This window comes from Streptomyces sp. CNP082 (assembly GCF_059570535.1).
In genome coordinates, this window is sequence record NZ_JCANSZ010000016.1 from 1 (window position 1) to 18,275 (window position 18,275).

Below are 18,275 nucleotides of genomic sequence, written 5' to 3' on the forward strand. Positions count from 1 at the left end.
CTCCCGCCGCCGCACCCCGGCCGCGCGCAGCCGGTCATACTCCGCCCGCCCCGGATGCCCGCCCCTGCCCGACTTCCCACGGCCACGCACCCCGGCCTTCCGCGCCCACCCAGCCGCCGTGTGCCGATTCACCCCGACCGCCCGAGCAGCACCCGCGACACTGCCGTTCCCGCGCCCCAGCGCCTCGAAGAACCTCGCCCTCAGCTCCTCAAAACCCACGATCCCCGCAACTCCCTGAACTCCAGGGTGTTGCGGGGATCACTAGAACCCGCCATTCTCGGGGCCCTTCGCCGTACGTCGTCGGTGCCTCGTCCGCGCCGGGCCGCCCCCGCCGGAGGCGGTACGCGGCTACGCGACGTCGATGATCCCCACCCGCTTCTCCGGGTCGGTCTCGCGCAGCGGGCCCATCATGGCGCTCGCCACGTCGTTCGGCGTGATCTCCGTCTTGCTGCCGTCGCCGCGCTGGACGAGGAGCCCGTCGAAGGTGCTGCCGTACAGCTCCTCCAGCTTCTCCAGGTCGAACTTCGGCGCCAGCTTGCCGTCCGGCGTCGCCTGCATCGTCAGGAACTCGGAGATCGAGTTCTCCGGGCTGAACTCGATGGCGCGGTCGCCCGCCAGCACCGTGACGTAGCCGGACATGGAGGTCTTGGCGAAGCCGTTCATCGCGCTGTCGAACTCGGCCTGGCTGACGGCCGGTTCCTGCTGGGAGACCGGCAGGGTCACCGGCTCGTTGCCGCCGCCGGCGGCGCGCTCGTCGAACGCCTCCTGCACCACGCTGACGGACTTCTCCACGTCCACGGCCTCGTGCGGCTCGCCCTTCACGGGCACGGCCTCGCCGTCGACGAAGCGGATCATGCCGTCCTTGCCGCCGCCCGCCTCGTCGGCGATCTCCTGCAGCCGGGCCCGGAGCTTGTCCGTGTCGTCGACCATCGCCGGGTCCACCTCGCGGGAGCCCCCGAAGAGCGAGCCGATCACGGACACCGGGTTGTAGTCGCTGCCCATCGCCGAGCGGACGCTCTCCGCGGTGTCGATGCCGAGGCCGGCCGACTCCGGCGTCAGCTTCTCCTCCCGGTCTCCGACGCGGAGCACGATCGGCTCCTTCGTCCGCTCCTCGACGGCCGCGTCGAGCTTGGCCACCGCCTGGTCGCGGGAGCTGCCGCCGATGTCGACGCCGAGGACGGTGGTGCCCTTGGGCACGTCGTCGTTGTTGAGGACGAGCCCCGCGCCGTACGCGATGCAGAGCACCCCGAAGACGCCGGCGCCGGCCATGATGGCGAGCTTCTTGCGGTCGCCGCGGCCCCGGCTGGACGGGCTCCCGGAGCGGGAGCGGGCGGCGGCAGGGGCGGGCGGCGGCACGGGCGGCCCGTCGCTGCCCGGCGCGGCGCCGGGGCCGCGGGGCGGTGCGGCGCCGGAGCCGGGGCCGGAGGGCGGCTGCCCGGCGGGGGTGAACGCCGGTGTGGGCGCGGCCTCCTGGGGATACTGCGCGCCTTCCGGGCCGAGGCCGCCCTGCGGGTGACCGTGCGCCGGAGTGTGCCCGGGACCGGGGCCCTGCGGGCCAGCCTGCGGCACGCCGTGGGCCGGGGTGTGGCCGGGGCCCTGCGGCACGCCGTGTGCCGGCGTGGGTTCCGGGCCTGCCGGCACCGTGGGGATGCCGCCTACGGCGGTGTCGCCCATGCCGCCGGTGGGGGCCTGCGGCGCGGCGGAGCCGCGCAGGGTGCGGCCGGCGGGCGGGGCGGCGGCGGGCTTGAGCGGCATGCTGCCGGTGGCGGGGCCCGACGTCGGTCCTGAGGGCACGCCGCCGGGTCCGCCGAGGCCGCCGCGGGGCGCGCCGCCCGAAGTGGGGCGTACGGGCAGGGCGTTGGCCGGGTCGTCACCGGCGAAGCCGTGGCCGCTCTCGCTCACCGGCACGTCCACCGCTCCGGTGTCCCCGGGCGCCGGGTGCGCCTGCGGGACGCCGGCGGGCGGGGTGCCAGGCGGCACTCCGGGCTCACCGGGCGGCGGCGCGAAGGCGGGGAACTGCATCCCGGAGCCGTCCGCGGTGCTCGTGGGGCCCGAGGGCGGCGTCATCGGGGGCGGCGGGGGCTGCGCGGACGGCGGCCCCGCGGGCCCCGTCGGAGCAGCCTCGGGTGCCGCCGGGGAAGGCGCCGGGTCCTTCGGCGCCTTGCGCGGGGCGAACCAGTCGCTCGTCGTCGGCTTGGCGCTGCCGCCGCCCTGCCCGTTCGCGGACGCCGCGGCGGCTTCCGCCGGGCCGGGGGCCGGCGCGGGGGCGGCGGCTTCGGGCTCCTCCGCCCCGCCCTCGAAGGGCTGGCGCACCACGACGGGCGGGATCGGCCGGGAGCCGGGGATGTTGATCCGGATCCGGGTCGTCAGCGTCGTCTCGGTCGCGGGAACGCCCGCGTCGCCGTCCCGGCCGGCTCCGGTGCCCGGAGCGGGCACGGGGGGCTCCTCCATTGCGCTTCGCGCCTGCGCGGTACCCCCAGCGGTCGGCGAGTCCGGTCCCGCGTACGGCGGGGTCCCCGGCGGGTAAGCGGCGTCGCCGCGTCCCTCGGGACCGGATGGCGGACTGTCATTCTCTCGGCTCACGGCAGGTCTCCCGTAGTGCTCCGCCGCCCGTCATGGCACCCGCGGGCAGCTCGGCGGCGCGCACCACCATACTTGTCCGTTCCGACACTGCGGCCCCGCAACCGCATTCAGCCACCCGCCCGGAGGCGGAGTTGACCGCGGTCGAGGCCCAACAGAGCACGTCACTCGGGGAGTCGGGGCGGCGGGTCCGCCGCGGCGAGGAGCCGCGGCAAGGTGGTGCAGATCACAGCGATCAGCATCCCGCCGAAGATGAAGAGCTGCGGCCCGAGGCCGGAAGCGAAGACGAAGTCGCCCTCGGGGCGGTTGAGCGACATGACGATCACCGCGAGGAACCAGCCGCCGCCCGCCGTGAAGCCCGCGCCCCGGCCGTCGGTGGCCACCCCGGCGCCGTAGCAGAGCCCGCCGACGGCGGCGAGAGCGAGCAGCATCCCGCCCGGTGACCAGGCAGCCTGCACGAGCGAACCGGCGAGCCCGACGAGGGCGCCGAGCACCAGGGCAGCCAGGTAGGTGAGTACGCGGCCGAGCGTCACCGGCTGGGCGAGGGCGCTGCCGGGCGGCGGGGCGGCGGGGCGGCGTGCGGGGGAGCTCGTGGTGACGGTGCCGGCCCGGCTGCGCTTGTCCGCGCCGCCGCTGCCCGTACCCTTGCCGCGGGCGCTTCCGTTGGCTGCGCCCGTGCCGCCGGCGCTTCCGCTGCCCGTGCCGTTGCCGCGGGCGCTTCCGTGGGCTGTACCCCTGCCGCCTGCGCCGCCGCTGCCCTTGTCCGCGCGGCTGGCGCCCGTGGCGCCCCGACTGCCGCCGTCCGCGGCCGGCTTGGGGCGTGCGGCCCGCTTCTTGGCGCTCACGCCGCCACCTCCGCGAACAAGTCGGTCTCCACCGTGCCCGGCTCGCGCCGCGCGGCGTCCGCGCCGCCGGCGAGCTGGAACTGCTCCGTGGCCAGGATCGGCTGGCCCAGCCCGTTGGAGAGGGCGAAGGAGCCGTCGGCCACGGTGATCTGCGTCGCGTGCGCCGCCAGCGCCCGGGCCTTCGCCGCCGCGGCGTACACGCCCCCGGCCACGGCCGCCGTGACCTCGCCGTCGTCGACCACGCCCGGCAGGTCCGCGACGGTCGCCGTGCCCGGGAAGGGGTGGCCCGTCGCGGCCAGTTCCGCCAGGCCCTTCTCCGCCGCGGTGCGCGCGATGCAGATCCAGTAGATACGGGCCACCGCCCACGGGTCCGCGGCATCCGCGGGGTCTGCCGGGCCTGCCGGGTAGACCGCGTCCGCGGCCAGCTCCGCCGCGCGCGTGGCGACACGGTGGGCCTGGATGTGGTCGGGGTGGCCGTAGCCCCCCTGCGGGTCGTACGTGACCAGCACCTGGGGACGTACCTCGCGGATCACCGGCACCAGCAGCCCCGCCGCCTCGTCGACGTCGGCGGACCAGAACGTGCCGGGGCGGCCGTTCTGGTCGAGGCCGCTCATCCCGGAGTCGCGGAACCGCCCGGGACCGCCGAGGAAGCGGTGGTCGCTTACGCCCAGCGCCTGCATGGCGGCGGCGAGTTCGCCGGCCCGGTGCGGCCCGAGCCGGTCGTCCCGCTCGGGTCCCAGGTGGGCGAGGCCGGGCGGAATGATCTCGCCTTCCTCACCCCTGGTGCACGTCACCAGGGTGACGAGGGCGCCCTCGGCGGCGTAGCGCGCCATGGTGGCGCCGGTGGTGATCGTCTCGTCGTCCGGATGCGCGTGCACCAACAGCAGCCTGCGCGTCGGAAGCTCCCTGCTCATGGAGGAAGCCTAGACGAGCGGACGGGAGGTCTTCCGGGGTCAGAACTCGATGCTCTCGATCATGTCCGCGACATTCTGCGTCACGTCGTCGATGGTCGGCGCCATCGACGAGCTCGCGAGGTAGAAGCCCAGCAGTATGCACACGACGGCGTGCCCGCCCTTCAGCCCACTCTTCTTGATGAGTAAGTAGACGATGATCGCAAGCAGCAGCACCAGCGAGATCGACAGAGCCACAGCGGCTCACCTCCCGGGACCTGTGGTCGGGTCGTCTGACGGCCACGTGATGCATGCCCGTCGCGCGCAAGGATCATAACTATCGGCGCCTGTGCATCGTTCGGCGCACCGGCGCATGAAGGGGTCGCACGCGAGTGCCCGTCGCCGGGCGGCGCGGGGGCGCCGCCAGCGGGTGGCGCGGCTGCCGCCGGGCGGTTACCAGGGGGGCGGGGAGGAGGGTTCCTGCCAGCGGGAGAGCGGCTCCGCCACGGGGTCGCGCTCCCCGCGGCCGGCGAGCGCGAAGAGGATGACGAAGCCGGCGAGCAGCAGCCCGATGCCGGTGACGGCCTGCAACTGGTGCTCCGTGCTCAGTGCGCCGAAGTTCTCGAAGACCTCGTGCTTGAGGTACCGGGAGGTGTCGGCGGCGCCCCAGCCCAGGACGAGCGCGCCGGCGGTCATGCCCAGCGGTCGGGAGAGCGGGGCGCGCTGGGCGGCGGCCATGGCGGCGACGCAGCAGAGGGCGGCGACCGCCCACTTGCCGTACGCGACCGGGGGCTGGAGCAGCGCGTACGTGGTGTGCTCGCCGCTGAGCAGGTAGCCGTAGTCGTCCCAGCCGAGGGTCGTGGCCAGCCGCACCTCCCAGGCGGCGAACGCCAGCGCGGCGACGGCGAGGACGACCGTGCCGGTGGCCGCGGCGCCGCGGGAGGGCCGGCGCGGCGGCTGCTCGTCGGGCAGGAGGTAGTCGGCGCCGGTGGCCACCGAGGGCCGGCGGCCGGCGGCGACGGAGATGAGCAGCACCGCGCCGAGGGTGACGGCGACGCCGGCGGAGAGCAAGGCGCGGTTGCGCAGGCCCTGGTCGACGTCCTGCATCCAGTCGGCCGTCAGCGTCCACAGCGCGGGGGCGCGCAGCAGGATCGTCACGGCCCCCGCCGCGCCGAGGGCGCCGGCTGCGGCGGTGGAGTGCAGGGCGGTGACGCCGGCGACGGCGTACACGCCGACGAGGACGGGGTCGTAGAGAGAGGTGCCCCAGTGGCCCTCGGCGGTGGCTCCGGGGGAGCCCGCCCAGGACCACCACAGGTCGGGCAGGCTCGTCGCGATGTCGATGTCGCGGACCGTCCACACAAGTGAGAGCAGGGCGAGGAGTGCGCAGCACACGGCACCGAAAACGCGCGCGCCGCGACCCAGTATGTGTCCTTGTTCCATCGCCGGAAGACCCCCGATACGCAACCGTGCGCCTTTTGGGCCCACACGGCACCCAGGTCTACACCTCCCCGCAGCCCCCGACAACACCCCCGGCGGGACCGGCCGGCAGACGGCGGGCGGCGCCGGGAACCCGGCCGGATCCGGCGCCGGGCCCCGGAGCCGGCCGGGCGACGGCACCCGCACGGCCGTACGCTCCCGAGTGTGACGCGTTCGTATATCGGTGAGACGACGGGCGGGTTGCCGGCGTGTTACCTGCCTTCAAGGTGTTATATCGGATATGCCGCCCACTAAGGCGGCTTGTCAAGCACGTGCGGACCTCAATCTGCAAAACTTACGCTCAAGAAGCGATTCCGCACCTCAGCTTCCCCCGTCACCCTCTTGACTGGGGGATGAATCGGTTGCGACAGTCCCGTCAACCACCGCAGCGTGCACGGGCGCTGCGGCTCTCATCCGGTTCGGGAGCACAACGCCAATGACGAGTCCATCCGAGGCTGCCCCGACGGGGTCCGAGCCCACAACGCTCGAACCCGTCAAGGCAGAGGGGGGCGAGGACCAGGGCACCGCCGAGCACATCGGCAAATCGCCCGGTCAGCTGATGTGGCAGCGCTTCAAGCGCGACCGCGCGGGTGTGGTGTCCGCGTATGTCGTCGGCCTCTTCGCGCTGATCGCGATCGCGGCCCCGCTGATCTCGAAGCTGTACGGGAAGTCGCCGTACACGCTGTACAACTCGGCCAGCGGCAAGCCCGAGCTGTTCGATCCTCTCGGCTACCCGATCGAGCCCAACGGCGGAATCAGCGGCGAGTTCTGGTTCGGCCTTGAGCCCATCCTCGGCCGCGACGTCTTCACGCTGCTGATCTACAGCATCCGGACCTCGCTGGGCATCGCCGTCGCGGTGACGATCCTCACCGTGACCGTCGGCGTCCTGCTGGGGGTGGCCGCCGGCTTCACCGGCGGTCGCACCGACACGCTGATCGGCCGCTTCACCGACCTGATGCTGGCGTTCCCGAGCCAGTTGTTCTTCGTGGCGTTCATGCCCGTCATCACCGCGATGTTCGTCGCTCCCGAGGACGCGACGCCCACCTGGCTGCGGGTCGCGGTGCTGATCGGCGTGCTCGCGGCGCTGAACTGGATGCGCATGGCCCGCATCGTGCGCGGTGTTGCGCTGTCGATGCGTGAACGCGAGTTCGTCGAAGCCGCCAAGGTGAGCGGCGCGTCGAACTGGCGGATCATCCGCAAGGAGATGCTGCCGAACCTCGTCACACCCATCCTCGTGCAGGGAACCTTCGAGCTGCCGCTCGTCGTGACGAACGCCGCGGGACTGTCGTTCCTCGGCGTCGGCCTGGTGAACCCGACCCCCGACTGGGGGCTGATGTTCTCCCGGGCCGCGGACGTGTCCGAGACCGTTCCCACGTTCATGTTCTTCCCCGGCATCGCCATGGTGATCTTCGTGGTGGCCTTCAACTTGCTGGGGGACTCTGTCCGCGACGCGTTCGATCCGAAGGCCGCGCGCTGACGTTCGTACCGCCGCCAGGGTGCGACCGCCGTGGCAACGGGTGTGAACACGCACACAGCAAGTCAAGACCGACAGACAGGGTGGTAGACAGTGAAAATCAGGGGTGCACGCAGATCGCACGCCGTAGTGGCGGGGCTCGCCGCGGGGGCTCTGGCCCTCAGCGGCTGCAGCAGCGGCTCGGAGAACACCGACGCGCAGCAGGACGAGAAGAAGAAGGCCGCGGAGCAGCAGGCGCAGATCCCGTTCGGTGACGCCAAGGCGTCCACCGGCCCCGCCCCCGAGGTGAAGGGCGCCCAGGAGGGCGGCACGATCAACGTCCCGCAGCGTGACAGCTTCGCGCACCTCGACCCGGGGCAGATATACGTCTCCGACGAGGGTGCCCTGGCGCGGCTGATCCACCGCGGGCTGACCGGCTACAAGGCCGACTTCAACGGCAAGCAGACCCTGGTCGGCGACCTCGCCACGGACAGCGGCAAGCCCTCCGACGGCGGCAAGACCTGGACGTACACGCTCAAGGACAACATCAAGTGGGCGGACGGCACGCCGATCACGGCCAAGGACGTCCGGCACACCTTCGAGCGGCAGTTCGCCGAGTTCATCAACGACGGTCCGGTCTACATCCAGCAGTGGCTGGCCGACACCCCGGGCACCGAGTACCGCGACATCCTGCCCGACGGCCCGTACAAGGGTGACCACCTGCCGGACTCCATCCTGGAGACGCCGGACGACAAGACCATCGTCTTCAAGTTCAAGAAGCCGCAGCCGGACCTCCCGTACGCCCTGGCGATGCCGGGCTACTCGATGGTCTCCGAGGCGAAGGACACCCAGGAGAAGTACGACAAGACCCCGATGACGGCGGGTCCGTACAAGATCGAGTCCTTCAAGACCGGCAAGTCGATGACGCTGGTCAAGAACGAGCACTGGGACCCGGCGACCGACGTGACGCGGAACGCCTACCCGGACAAGTACGAGATCACGTTCAACATCCAGTACGAGACCTCGACCGAGCGGCTGATGGCCGACAAGGGTGTCAACAAGGACTCGGTCAGCTTCAGCAACGCCGTGGACGCGGCCTCGCTGCCGAAGCTGAACAAGGACGCCGAGGCGCTGAAGCGCTCGGTCAACGGCTACCAGCCGTACGTCTCCCAGATGGCCATCAACATGGACCGGGTCAAGAACAAGAAGGTCCGTGAGGCCATCGCGTACGCGCTGCCCATCCAGCCGTACCAGCAGGCGTTCGGCGGCCCGCAGGGCCACGAGCTGGCCGGCGGTCTGATCAGCCCGACCGTCTCCGGCTACGAGGACGGCTACGACCCCTTCGGCAAGCTGGCGAAGCCGCTGGGCGACCCGGCCAAGGCCAAGAAGATCCTGGAAGACGCCGGCGAGACCGGTTACAAGCTCACCTGGGGTTACATCAACACCCCCGAGGGCCAGAACTACTCGCCGACGATGGAGGCCACGCTTGAGGAAGCGGGCTTCGACGTCCAGCGCAAGGAGATCGCGGCCGAGACGTACTACGACCAGATCGGTCTCGTCGACAACGAGTTCGACATGTACGTGAGCGCGTGGGGTGCCGACTGGCCGTCCGCGAGCACCGTGGTCCCGCCGCTGTACGACGGCCGCCAGATCCAGGACGGCTCGTCGAACTACTCGCACACCAACGACGACCACGTCAACAAGGAAATCGACCGGATCCAGACGATCACGGACCCGGCCGAGGCGGCCAAGGAGTGGAACAAGCTCTCCCAGTACGTGGTGGAGGACCTGATCTCCAACATCCCGATCACGTACTACAAGCAGATCCAGCTCTACGGTTCGAACATCGGCGGCGTGCAGTACGACGACGTCATCGGTGACATCGACCTGCGCAAGCTCTACCTGAAGCAGTAGCACCACTCCGGGTGCGCGGGCGCCCGCCCGATCGGCGGGCCCCGCGCACCCACCTTTCAGTCCACGTCGCCGCTTTGTCCTTCGAAAGCAGCCCACAGTCATGCTTCGTTTCCTGATTCGCCGGACAATCGGCGCATTGATCATCCTGCTGATCCTCAGCGCGGTCTGTTTCTTCCTGTTCTTCGCCATCCCGCGTGACCCCGCCCGCATCTCCTGCGGGGAGAAGTGCACGCCGGAGAACCTCGAAATCATCCGCGACACCCTCGGCCTCAGCGATCCGGTCTGGGTGCAGTACTGGCACTTCATCTCCGGCTTCTTCACCGGGCGTTCCTACCCGACGGGGGACTGCCCCGCGCCCTGTCTCGGCCGCTCCTTCGTGCACGATGAGAACGTCCTGACCCTCATCACGGACCGCTTCCCCACCACCCTGTCGCTCACCATCGGCGCGGCCCTCGTCTTCCTCTTCTTCGGCGTCGGCGCGGGCATGGTCGCAGCCTGGCGGCGCGGCACCGCGCTCGACAAGTTCGTCAGCGGCAGCTCGCTGGTCATCGGCTCGCTGCAGATCTACTTCATCGGCCCGCTCGTGCTGTGGGCGCTGGTGTACAGCAGCGGGATCTTCAGCGACCCGGTGTACCACCCGATCACCGACAACCCGTGGAAGTGGGCGGTCGGACTGATCCTCCCCTGGGCGGTGCTGTCCACGATCTTCGCGTCGAACTACACCCGTATGGTGCGGTCCACGATGATCGAGCAGTTGCAGGAGGAGCACGTCAGGACGGCCAAGGCCAAGGGCATGTCAGGACCCACGGTCTTCTTCCGCTACGCCTGGCGCGGCGCCCTGATCCCGGTCGTCACGATCTTCGGTATCGACCTCGGCAGCCTGCTGGGCGGCGCGATCATCACCGAGTTCACGTTCTCGCTGCCCGGCATCGGCAACCTCTCCATCAGCTCCGTCTTCAAGGCGGACCTGCCGGTGCTCATGGGCGTGCTGATGTTCTCGTCCGCCATGATCATCCTGATGAACGTCATCGTCGATGCGGCGTACGCCTTCATCGACCCGCGCATCCGTCTGTCCTAGGAGAAGAGCAGTGACCACCCTGACCAAGGAATCGGAAGGTTCCGCTCCGTCCGCGGGCGGTGCCTTCCTCTCGGTGCAGGACCTGCGCGTGCAGTTCACCACCGAGGACGGCGTCGTCAAGGCCGTCGACGGTCTCTCCTTCGACGTCGAGCGCGGCAAGACCCTGGGCATCGTCGGCGAGTCCGGCTCCGGCAAGTCGGTCACCAACCTGACCGTGCTGGGCCTGCACAACCAGATGTTCACCAACATCGAGGGCTCCATCAGCCTCGACGGCGAAGAGCTGATCGGCGCGCCCGAGCGCAAGCTGGAGCGGCTGCGCGGCAACAAGATGGCGATGATCTTCCAGGATCCGCTGACCGCGCTCTCGCCGTTCTACACGGTGGGCCGGCAGATCGCCGAGCCGTACCGCAAGCACATGGGCGTCTCCAAGCGCGAGGCGCACCAGCGGGCCGTGGAGATGCTGGACAAGGTCGGCATCCCCAACCCCAAGCTGCGCGCGGACGACTACCCGCACCAGTTCTCCGGCGGCATGCGGCAGCGCGCGATGATCGCGATGGCGCTGGTCTGCAACCCCGACCTGCTGATCGCCGACGAGCCGACCACCGCGCTCGACGTGACCGTGCAGGCGCAGATCCTCGACCTGATCAGGAGCCTGCAGGACGAGTTCGGCTCCGCGATCGTCTTCATCACCCACGACCTCGGCGTCATCGCGAACGTCGCGGACGACATCCTGGTGATGTACGCGGGGCGCGCCGTGGAGCGGGGCAGCACCCGCGAGGTGCTGCGCAAGCCGCAGCACCCGTACACCTGGGGCCTGCTGAGCAGCATGCCGCGGCTGTCGTCGGACGTGAACGTGCCGCTGTCGCCGATCAAGGGCACCCCGCCCAGCCTGCTGAGCCCGCCGCCTGGCTGCCCGTTCCACCCGCGGTGCGGCTTCGTGGGGGACGTGGGCGGCGTCGCCTGCCGTACGGACCGGCCGGCGCTGCCCGAGGGCCGCGGGGCCGCCTGCCATCTGAGCGCCGGGCAGAAGCAGGACATCTTCATCGAGCAGATCAAGCCCCGGCTGGGCTAGGGAGCGACTGACCACCATGAGCGAAGAACTCACCCTCCCCGGCCCGCAGGACGGGACCGCGCCAGCGACGGGCGAGGAGCTGCTCACCGTCGAGGGGCTCACGAAGCACTTCCCGATCATGGGCGGCTTCCCGATCAAGCGGCAGGTCGGCGCGGTACAGGCGGTCGACGGTGTCGATCTGGAGGTACGTGCCGGCGAGAGCCTGGGCCTGGTCGGCGAGTCCGGCTGCGGCAAGTCGACGACCGGGCGGCTGCTGACGCGGCTGCTGGAGCCGACCGGCGGCAAGATCACGTACCGCGGCCAGGACATCACGTACGCCAAGCGCAAGGAAATGGCGCCGATCAGGTCCGAGATCCAGATGATCTTCCAGGACCCGTACTCGTCGCTGAACCCGCGGCAGACCGTCGGCACCATCATCAGCAGCCCGATGGAGGTCAACGGGATCACCCCGCCCGGCGGGCGGGAGAAGCGGGTCCGCGAGCTGCTGGAGACCGTCGGCCTCAACCCCGAGCACTACAACCGCTTCCCGCACGAGTTCTCCGGCGGCCAGCGGCAGCGCATCGGGGTCGCGCGGGCGCTGGCCCTGCAGCCGAAGCTGATCGTGGCGGACGAGCCGGTCTCGGCGCTGGACGTGTCGATCCAGGCGCAGGTCGTCAACCTGCTGCAGGAGCTGCAGCGGGAGATGGGCATCGCGTTCCTGTTCATCGCGCACGACCTGGCGATCGTGCGGCACTTCTCGCAGCGCGTCGCGGTCATGTACCTGGGGAAGATCGTCGAGATCGGCGACCGGGACGACATCTACGCCCGGCCGCGGCACCCGTACACCCACGCCCTGCTCTCGGCCGTCCCGGAGGCGACCCTCTCGGACGACGAGGACGAGGCGCCGCGGGAGCGCATCCGGCTGGCGGGGGACGTGCCGTCGCCGATCAACCCGCCGTCGGGCTGCCGGTTCCGCACGCGGTGCTGGAAGGCGCAGGACCTGTGCGGGCAGCAGGAGCCGCCGCTGGTGCAGATCGGCGGCAACAACGCCGGGCACCTGACGGCGTGCCACTTCCCGGAGGAGCCGACGGTGGAGCGCGAGGAAGTGGTCATCATGGACAAGGCGCTGGCGGCGCTGGAGGACAGCGCGGACGGGGCTGCGGTCAAGGAGTAGCGCGTACGCAGTCGCAGCGGGGCCGGTGCCGTCGGGCACCGGCCCCGCTGCCGTGGGCCCGGTGCCGCCCGGGGGCTGCTGCGGGCTGCCCGGAGCCGTGCTCAGTTGAGGCGGGCGCGGGCGGCGCGGGCCTGGCGGCGCAGGGCGTCGGCGGCCTGCGGCTCCATCGCCGCTATCACCGAGGCGTACTCCTCCAGCTCCGCCGCCCCGGCGGTGAAGTCGCCGCGGGCGATGAGGAGTTGGGCGTGCTCGTGGCGCAGCCGGGCGGGGTGGCTGGGGAGCAGCAGGGCGAGTTCGACGGCGGCGAGCTGGACGTCGGACCGCTCGGGGCGGGGGGCGGCCCAGGCGCGGATGTTGTTGAGGATGCGCAGCACGATGCCCAGCGGGTCGGCGGGTACGAGCATCGCGGGCGACAGCGGCTCGCCGCCGGTGGCCTCGGCGACGAGCCGCTCGGCGTCGTCGGGGGAGAGGAGCCGGCCGCCGTCGAAGGGGTCGGCCAGCACCCAGTCGCCCGCGGCGGGCGCGGCGGGTCCGGTGGGGGGCGGGCCGAAGCCGACGACGAAGTGCCCGGGGAGGGCCACGCCGTGCACCGGCGCTCCGGCGCGGCGGGCGACCTCCATCCAGACGACGGAGAGCATGATCGGCAGCCCGCGGCGGCGGCGCAGCACCTCGTGGAGCTGGGACGACTCCAGCCGCCGGTAGTCGCCGGGCGTCCCGTGGAACCCGTAGCGCTCGCCGAGCAGTCCGGCGGCGGCCCGCGCCCATGCGCGGGGCCCTCCGGGTGCGTACGGCAACTGCCCGGCCAGCTCGTCCAGCTCCACCTGCACGGCGTCGATGCCGCCCTCGTCGAGGGCGGGGTCGGTCTCGGCCGCGACGAGCAGGCAGAGCAGCGCAAGGTCCGGCCGCGGCACGCGGGCCTCCTCCGCGAACCGGGCCCGGTGGCCGACCCCGGACATACTCATCACCCCATTGTGCGACGCCCGCCGGCGCACGGCCCGTGCAGGGCCGCCTGCGGCGCGCTGCCACGGGGGCTCCGCCGGGTGCGGCTGCCTCCCGCGGCTGGTCGGCGTGGCGGTGGAGCGGTGGAGTGCAGGCATTGCGCCTGCCGCGCCTTGCGGGGCGGCTGTGCGCCGCGGGCGGCAGGCGGCTGTGACCTACCGTCCACGGGGTGCCTGACGGGTCTGCCCCCTGTGCTGTCTCCCGCACGGTTGTGCCGGTCCGGGCGTGCCTTGCAGGGGGCGCCGGCTCGTGCCGGCCGCAGGGCTGTCCACCGCCCGCTACGCCGTCGGGTGGTGGCGGTAGTGGTAGGCGTGGTGGGTGGTGAAGCCCAGGCCCGCGTAGAGGGACAGGGCCGGGGCGTTGTCCGGCTCCACCTGGAGGTACGCCGCCGAGGCGCCCTCCTCGAGGGCGCGGGCGGCCAGGGCCGCCATCACCGCCGTCGCCAGGCCGCGGCGGCGGTGGGCGGGGGCGACCTCGACCGCCGCGAAGCCCGCCCAGCGGCCGTCGACCACGCAGCGGCCGATCGCCGCCGGAGCGCCGTCCGGCCCCGGGACCGTCGCGAACCACACCGACGGGCCGCCTTCGAGCACCGTGCGCGCGGCCGGTGTCAGTTCCGCGGCCCGGTGGTAGAGCGAGAACCACGCCGCGGACGTCGTACGGGACAGCTCCACCCGCTCTGCGCCGCCCCTGTCCGGGCCCCCGTCCGGGCCCCTCTCCGGGCCGCGGTCCGCGTCCGCCACCGGCGCCAGCTCGCCCACCTGCATCAGCGCCGCCCGCTGCACCGTCCAGCCCCGCGCGTCCAGCTCCGCCGCCAGCGGCTCCGCCGTGCCCGCCGTCCCTGCCGTCCCTTCCGTGCCTGCTGTGCCTGCCGTGCCTGCTGTGCCTGCCGTCCCTGCTGGGCCTGCTGGGCCTGCTGGGCCTGTCGCGACCTGCACCAGCGCCGGCAGCCCCCGCTCCCCGTACCACCGCGTCACCCGCGCCAGCGCCGCGTCCAGCGGCAGCCCGGGGCCGCCCAGCGGCAGCACCGAGTTGGCGCGGCTCGTGAAGCCGTCCGAGGCCCGCAGCTCCCAGTCGCCCAGGCGTTCGCTCGTCACCGGCGGCCACCCCCGTGCCGCCACCCGGGTCAGTTCTGCCGCCGTCGCCGCCGGGCCGCGCCGCCGCGCCGGCGCGGCCGGCACCACCTTCGCCGCCACCACGGCGGCCTCCGGAATCCGCACTACCTGGCCGTTCCGCCTGGTGAGACGGAGTTCCCCGGCGTCCCACGATGTGAGCACGCCGACCGCGTCCGTGAACCGCGCGTCCGCCTCGCAGGCATCTGTCAGCCGCCGTACCGAAACGCGTTTTCCCACGTCAGCGGGGGTGATACGGACTTCGAGCCGCGCCCCAGTGGTGAATTCCACAGCTCTCCACGCCCCTCTTGTTCGCTCCGTGCCCCGGAACGGAGATACTAGGTGCGGGCATCGACACGCCGCGCTCCCGCGCCGCCAGCCTGATCGAGGAGGAACGACAGCGTGACCTACGTCATCGCAGAGCCTTGTGTGGATCTCAAGGACAAGGCCTGCATTGAGGAGTGCCCCGTCGACTGCATCTACGAGGGCCAGAGGTTCTTGTACATCCACCCGGACGAATGCGTCGACTGCGGTGCGTGCGAGCCGGTCTGCCCCGTAGAGGCGATCTTCTACGAGGACGACACTCCTGAGGAGTGGAAGGACTACTACAAGGTGAACGTCGAGTTCTTCGACGACCTCGGCTCGCCTGGTGGCGCCTCGAAGCTCGGCCTGATCGAGCGGGACCACCCGATCGTCGCGGCCCTCCCGCCGCAGGAGCACGACGAGTAATACCTGAGAACCACGGCGATACGCAGTGCCCCCGCCCCGTCCGCTCCGGGCTGATCGGCGGGGGCTGTTGCGTCGATTGAGGACGTGAGAGTGCGACCCGTCACCGACCGGCTGCCCGTCTTCCCCTGGGACCGGCTGGAGCCTTACAAGACCGCTGCCGCCGCCCATCCGGGCGGCATCGTCGACCTGTCCGTCGGCACCCCCGTCGACCCCGTTCCCGAGGTGGTCAGGGCCGCGCTCGCGGACGCCGCCGACAGCCCCGGCTATCCGCTCGCCTGGGGCACCCCGGCGCTGCGCGAGGCGATCGCCGGCTGGTTCGGCCGGCGGCTCGGGGCCCGGCTCGCGCCGGACGCGGTGCTGCCGGCGATCGGCACCAAGGAGCTGGTCGGCTGGCTGCCGACGATGCTGGGTCTGGAGCCGGGGGACCAGGTGGCGTACCCGCGGCTCGCGTATCCGACGTACGAGATCGGGGCGCTGACGGCGGGCGCGGAGCCGGTGACGTACGCCGATCCGGTCGCGGACCTCGACCCGGCGCGCCTGAAGCTGCTCTGGCTGAACACCCCGTCGAACCCCACGGGACGCACCCTGGACGCGGCCGGGCTGCGCCGCACGGTGGCGTGGGCGCGGGCGCACGGGGTGCTCGTCGCCTCCGACGAGTGCTACGTGGAGCTGGGCTGGGAGACCGACCCGGTGTCCGTGCTGCACCCGTCGGTCAGCGAGGGCTCGTACGAGGGCCTGCTCGCCGTCCACTCGCTGTCGAAGCGCTCCAACCTCGCCGGCTACCGCGCGGGGTTCGCCGGCGGCGACGCGGCGCTGGTGCGCGAGCTGGTCGCGGTGCGCAGGCACACGGGGATGATGGTGCCGAAGCCGGTGCAGCAGGCGATGATCACCGCCCTGGGCGACGCGGGGCACGTGGCCGAGCAGCGCGAGCGCTACGCCCGCCGGCGGGCCGCGCTGCGCGAGGCGCTGACGGGGGCGGGCTTCCGGATCGAGCACAGCGAGGCGTCGCTGTATCTGTGGGCGACGCGGGACGAGCCGTGCTGGGACACGGTCGCGGAGCTGGCGAAGCTGGGGATCGCGGTGGCGCCGGGGGAGTTCTACGGGGCCGCGGGGGAGAGGTTCGTACGGGTGGCGTTCACGGCCACGGACGAGCGCGTGGCCGCCGCCGTGGCGCGGCTGGGGGCGCTGCGGGGCTAGCGGATTCCGGCGCTACGGGGCCGAGGGCGCCGCAGCGCCGCCGGCGGACCCGGCGCGGGCCCGGCGAGGCGCCGGGCCCGCGGAGGACGGCTCCGCGGGCCGCCGGCGGCCTCGTGGGTCGGCCGGAGCGGGCTCAGACGATTCCCAGCGCCGACGTGGGCAGGTCGGGGGTCAGGCCCGCAGCGGTGTCGCCGACCGCCTTCTGGCCCTGCTCGACGGTCTTGCCGGTGGTGTCCTGGAGCGCGGTCAGGGCCTGCTCGGTGGTCGGTCCTGCGCTCTCGCCGAGCTTCGCTGCGGTGTCGCCACCGGCGGCGAGTGCATCGCTGCCGGTCTGGGAGAGGGTCTGGGGCAGCGTGCCGGCTTCCAGGGCACTGATCGGGCTCAGGTCGTTCGTGCTGGGCAGCGAGACGGCGCTGGCGGCACCCGCGGCGCCGATGACCGGGGCGGCACCGGCGGCGACGACGAGTGCGACCCGGGCGAGGTGGCGCTTCAGGGGCTGAGACATGGTGCTCCTTTGACGGAGGGTTACTGACTGGGCACGTCCGCCGGGCGGACGCTGTGACTACCGCGTGAGGCGCCCGAAGGTTGCGGCTGCCCCACGTAAAGAGTTGGTAATGCGTCGCATAATCTGCTTCGCCAGAAAGCCGGGCAAAGCGGGTCGGTGCGAGCGTCGTTCGACGACGCGGAGACCCGTGCTCACCGGGGATTTGCCGGATCGTGGAAAAGAACGGGAAACGGCATCCCGCCGTCAGTCCGGGTTGACCGGCTTCGCCCGTACGAAGGAGGGCGCGCTACGGCTCGGTGACGATCCGGACGGACGCCGCGCCCGCCTCCGCGTTCGCGCCCTCGGCCTTCCGCCAGCCCTCGGCCGAGTCCTCGGCCCGCCACTCGCGGCCCGCGAAGGACACCTGCGCGACGCGCAGCCGCGGCGCCTGCGCCACCGCCCAGTGCGCCAGCTCCCAGCCGCGGCGCGTCGCGTCCGCAGCGCTGCCCGCGGAGTCCCCGGCGACCGGCAGCACCAGCACCTGCCCGCCGTCGCCCCCGCTCGTCCCCCCGGCCTCCTTGCCGGCGGCGTCCGCCTCCGGCAGCACGCCGGCGCCGAACTCCCGGCGCAGCGCCTTGCGCAGCAGCGCGGGGTCGCCGGCGCGGGTGCCGCCCTTGGCCGTCGTGCAGGTGAAGGCGCCGCCGTGGCGGCCCGTGAGCGCGGCGGACAGCCGGGCGGCGGCCGGCTGGTGCTTCGCGTACGCCTGCGGATAGCCGCTGCGCTGGACGCGCTGCGCGGCGTCGGTGAGCGGCAGCCGGGAGTAGCCGGGGATCTCCACCAGGCGCTCGTAGAACTTGCCGGTGGCGTACACCGGGTCGAGGATCTGCTCCTCCGTGCCCCAGCCCTGGGACGGGCGCTGCTGGAAGAGACCGAGCGAATCGCGGTCGCCGTGCCCGATGTTGCGCAGTTGCGACTCCTGCATGGCCGTGGCCAGCGCGATGGTCACCGCGGGCTCCGGCAGCCGCCGGGAGGACGCCACGGCGCTTATCGTCGCGGCGTTGGCGGCCTGTTCCGGATCCAGCTCGTACGCCTCGCCGTCGCCCTTGCCGCGCACCTCGCAGCGCGGCGCGGGCCCGCCGCCGGTGTTGAGGTGGATCAGCAGATACGCGCCCACACCGCCGAGCACCGCGAGCGCGACGAGGGCGCGGAGCAGGCGGCGGCGGAGGACGTCGGAGGCGGGCACGCGCCCCACCGTAGCGCGAGGGGTGCGGCGGGACGGGCCGTAGGGTCGTCGCC

The 18,275-nt window shown here is 72.4% G+C and carries 16 protein-coding genes; 7 read left to right on the forward strand and 9 right to left on the reverse strand.

What is annotated here, in order from left to right; translation table 11 throughout:
* Positions 1-348: 348 nt before the first annotated feature.
* From B124_RS15370 to B124_RS15390, 5 genes are all read right to left on the reverse strand, one after another.
* Positions 349-2,436: a peptidoglycan binding domain-containing protein gene (locus B124_RS15370; protein WP_496503394.1), complete on the reverse strand. Its 2,088-nt coding sequence runs from the start codon at positions 2,434-2,436 to the stop codon at positions 349-351.
* A gap of 308 nt (positions 2,437-2,744) precedes the next feature.
* Positions 2,745-3,425, reverse strand: coding sequence for a DUF6113 family protein (locus B124_RS15375; RefSeq protein WP_496503395.1), 681 nt, complete (start codon positions 3,423-3,425; stop codon positions 2,745-2,747).
* Positions 3,422-4,339 carry an N-acetyl-1-D-myo-inositol-2-amino-2-deoxy-alpha-D-glucopyranoside deacetylase gene (gene mshB, locus B124_RS15380; RefSeq protein ID WP_496503396.1) on the reverse strand — a complete coding sequence of 306 codons (918 nt, stop codon included), beginning with the start codon at positions 4,337-4,339 and terminating at the stop codon, positions 3,422-3,424. The genes B124_RS15375 and mshB overlap by 4 nt, the downstream gene beginning before the upstream one ends.
* A 39-nt stretch (positions 4,340-4,378) precedes the next feature.
* Positions 4,379-4,573, reverse strand: a complete 195-nt coding sequence (locus tag B124_RS15385; RefSeq protein WP_496495542.1) for a hypothetical protein — start codon at positions 4,571-4,573, stop codon at positions 4,379-4,381.
* Positions 4,574-4,768: 195 nt separating this feature from the next.
* The gene (locus B124_RS15390; RefSeq protein ID WP_496503397.1) at positions 4,769-5,707 is read right to left on the reverse strand and encodes a hypothetical protein; all 939 of its coding nucleotides are present in this window, start codon (positions 5,705-5,707) and stop codon (positions 4,769-4,771) included.
* Between the two features lie 520 nt (positions 5,708-6,227).
* Between B124_RS15390 and B124_RS15395 the strand changes: the two genes are divergently transcribed.
* The 5 genes from B124_RS15395 (at position 6,228) to B124_RS15415 (ending at position 12,461) form a co-directional block, all read left to right on the forward strand.
* Positions 6,228-7,268: an ABC transporter permease gene (locus B124_RS15395; RefSeq protein ID WP_496503398.1), complete on the forward strand. Its 1,041-nt coding sequence runs from the start codon at positions 6,228-6,230 to the stop codon at positions 7,266-7,268.
* A 90-nt stretch (positions 7,269-7,358) separates the two neighbouring features.
* Positions 7,359-9,158, forward strand: coding sequence for an ABC transporter substrate-binding protein (locus B124_RS15400; RefSeq protein ID WP_496503399.1), 1,800 nt, complete (start codon positions 7,359-7,361; stop codon positions 9,156-9,158).
* A gap of 100 nt (positions 9,159-9,258) precedes the next feature.
* Positions 9,259-10,236, forward strand: a complete 978-nt coding sequence (locus B124_RS15405) for an ABC transporter permease (RefSeq protein WP_496503400.1) — start codon at positions 9,259-9,261, stop codon at positions 10,234-10,236.
* 10 nt (positions 10,237-10,246) lie between these two features.
* Positions 10,247-11,308: an ABC transporter ATP-binding protein gene (locus tag B124_RS15410; RefSeq protein WP_496503401.1), complete on the forward strand. Its 1,062-nt coding sequence runs from the start codon at positions 10,247-10,249 to the stop codon at positions 11,306-11,308.
* A 16-nt stretch (positions 11,309-11,324) separates the two neighbouring features.
* The gene (locus B124_RS15415; RefSeq protein ID WP_496503402.1) at positions 11,325-12,461 is read left to right on the forward strand and encodes an ABC transporter ATP-binding protein; all 1,137 of its coding nucleotides are present in this window, start codon (positions 11,325-11,327) and stop codon (positions 12,459-12,461) included.
* A gap of 101 nt (positions 12,462-12,562) precedes the next feature.
* Here B124_RS15415 and B124_RS15420 read toward each other — a convergent pair whose 3' ends face one another.
* A complete protein-coding gene (locus B124_RS15420) occupies positions 12,563-13,417 on the reverse strand; it encodes a transglutaminase-like domain-containing protein (protein WP_496503496.1) in 855 nt (284 codons plus the stop codon).
* A gap of 321 nt (positions 13,418-13,738) precedes the next feature.
* Complete coding sequence (locus B124_RS15425) at positions 13,739-14,860, reverse strand: GNAT family N-acetyltransferase (protein WP_496503403.1); 1,122 nt, start codon at positions 14,858-14,860, stop codon at positions 13,739-13,741.
* 111 nt (positions 14,861-14,971) lie between these two features.
* On the opposite strand from B124_RS15425, the gene fdxA reads away from it, so the two are divergent.
* Both fdxA and dapC read left to right on the forward strand, forming a co-directional pair.
* On the forward strand, positions 14,972-15,298 hold the full coding sequence (fdxA, locus tag B124_RS15430; protein ID WP_027754067.1) for a ferredoxin: 327 nt from the start codon (positions 14,972-14,974) through the stop codon (positions 15,296-15,298).
* Positions 15,299-15,388: 90 nt separating this feature from the next.
* Positions 15,389-16,495, forward strand: coding sequence for a succinyldiaminopimelate transaminase (gene dapC / locus B124_RS15435; RefSeq protein WP_496503497.1), 1,107 nt, complete (start codon positions 15,389-15,391; stop codon positions 16,493-16,495).
* A 133-nt stretch (positions 16,496-16,628) separates the two neighbouring features.
* On the opposite strand, the gene B124_RS15440 is transcribed toward dapC, so the two are convergent.
* Both B124_RS15440 and B124_RS15445 read right to left on the reverse strand, forming a co-directional pair.
* The gene (locus B124_RS15440; protein ID WP_496503404.1) at positions 16,629-17,000 is read right to left on the reverse strand and encodes a hypothetical protein; all 372 of its coding nucleotides are present in this window, start codon (positions 16,998-17,000) and stop codon (positions 16,629-16,631) included.
* 286 nt (positions 17,001-17,286) lie between these two features.
* Positions 17,287-18,222, reverse strand: coding sequence for a VldE C-terminal domain-containing protein (locus B124_RS15445; protein ID WP_496503405.1), 936 nt, complete (start codon positions 18,220-18,222; stop codon positions 17,287-17,289).
* Between the last annotated feature and the right edge of the window lie 53 nt (positions 18,223-18,275).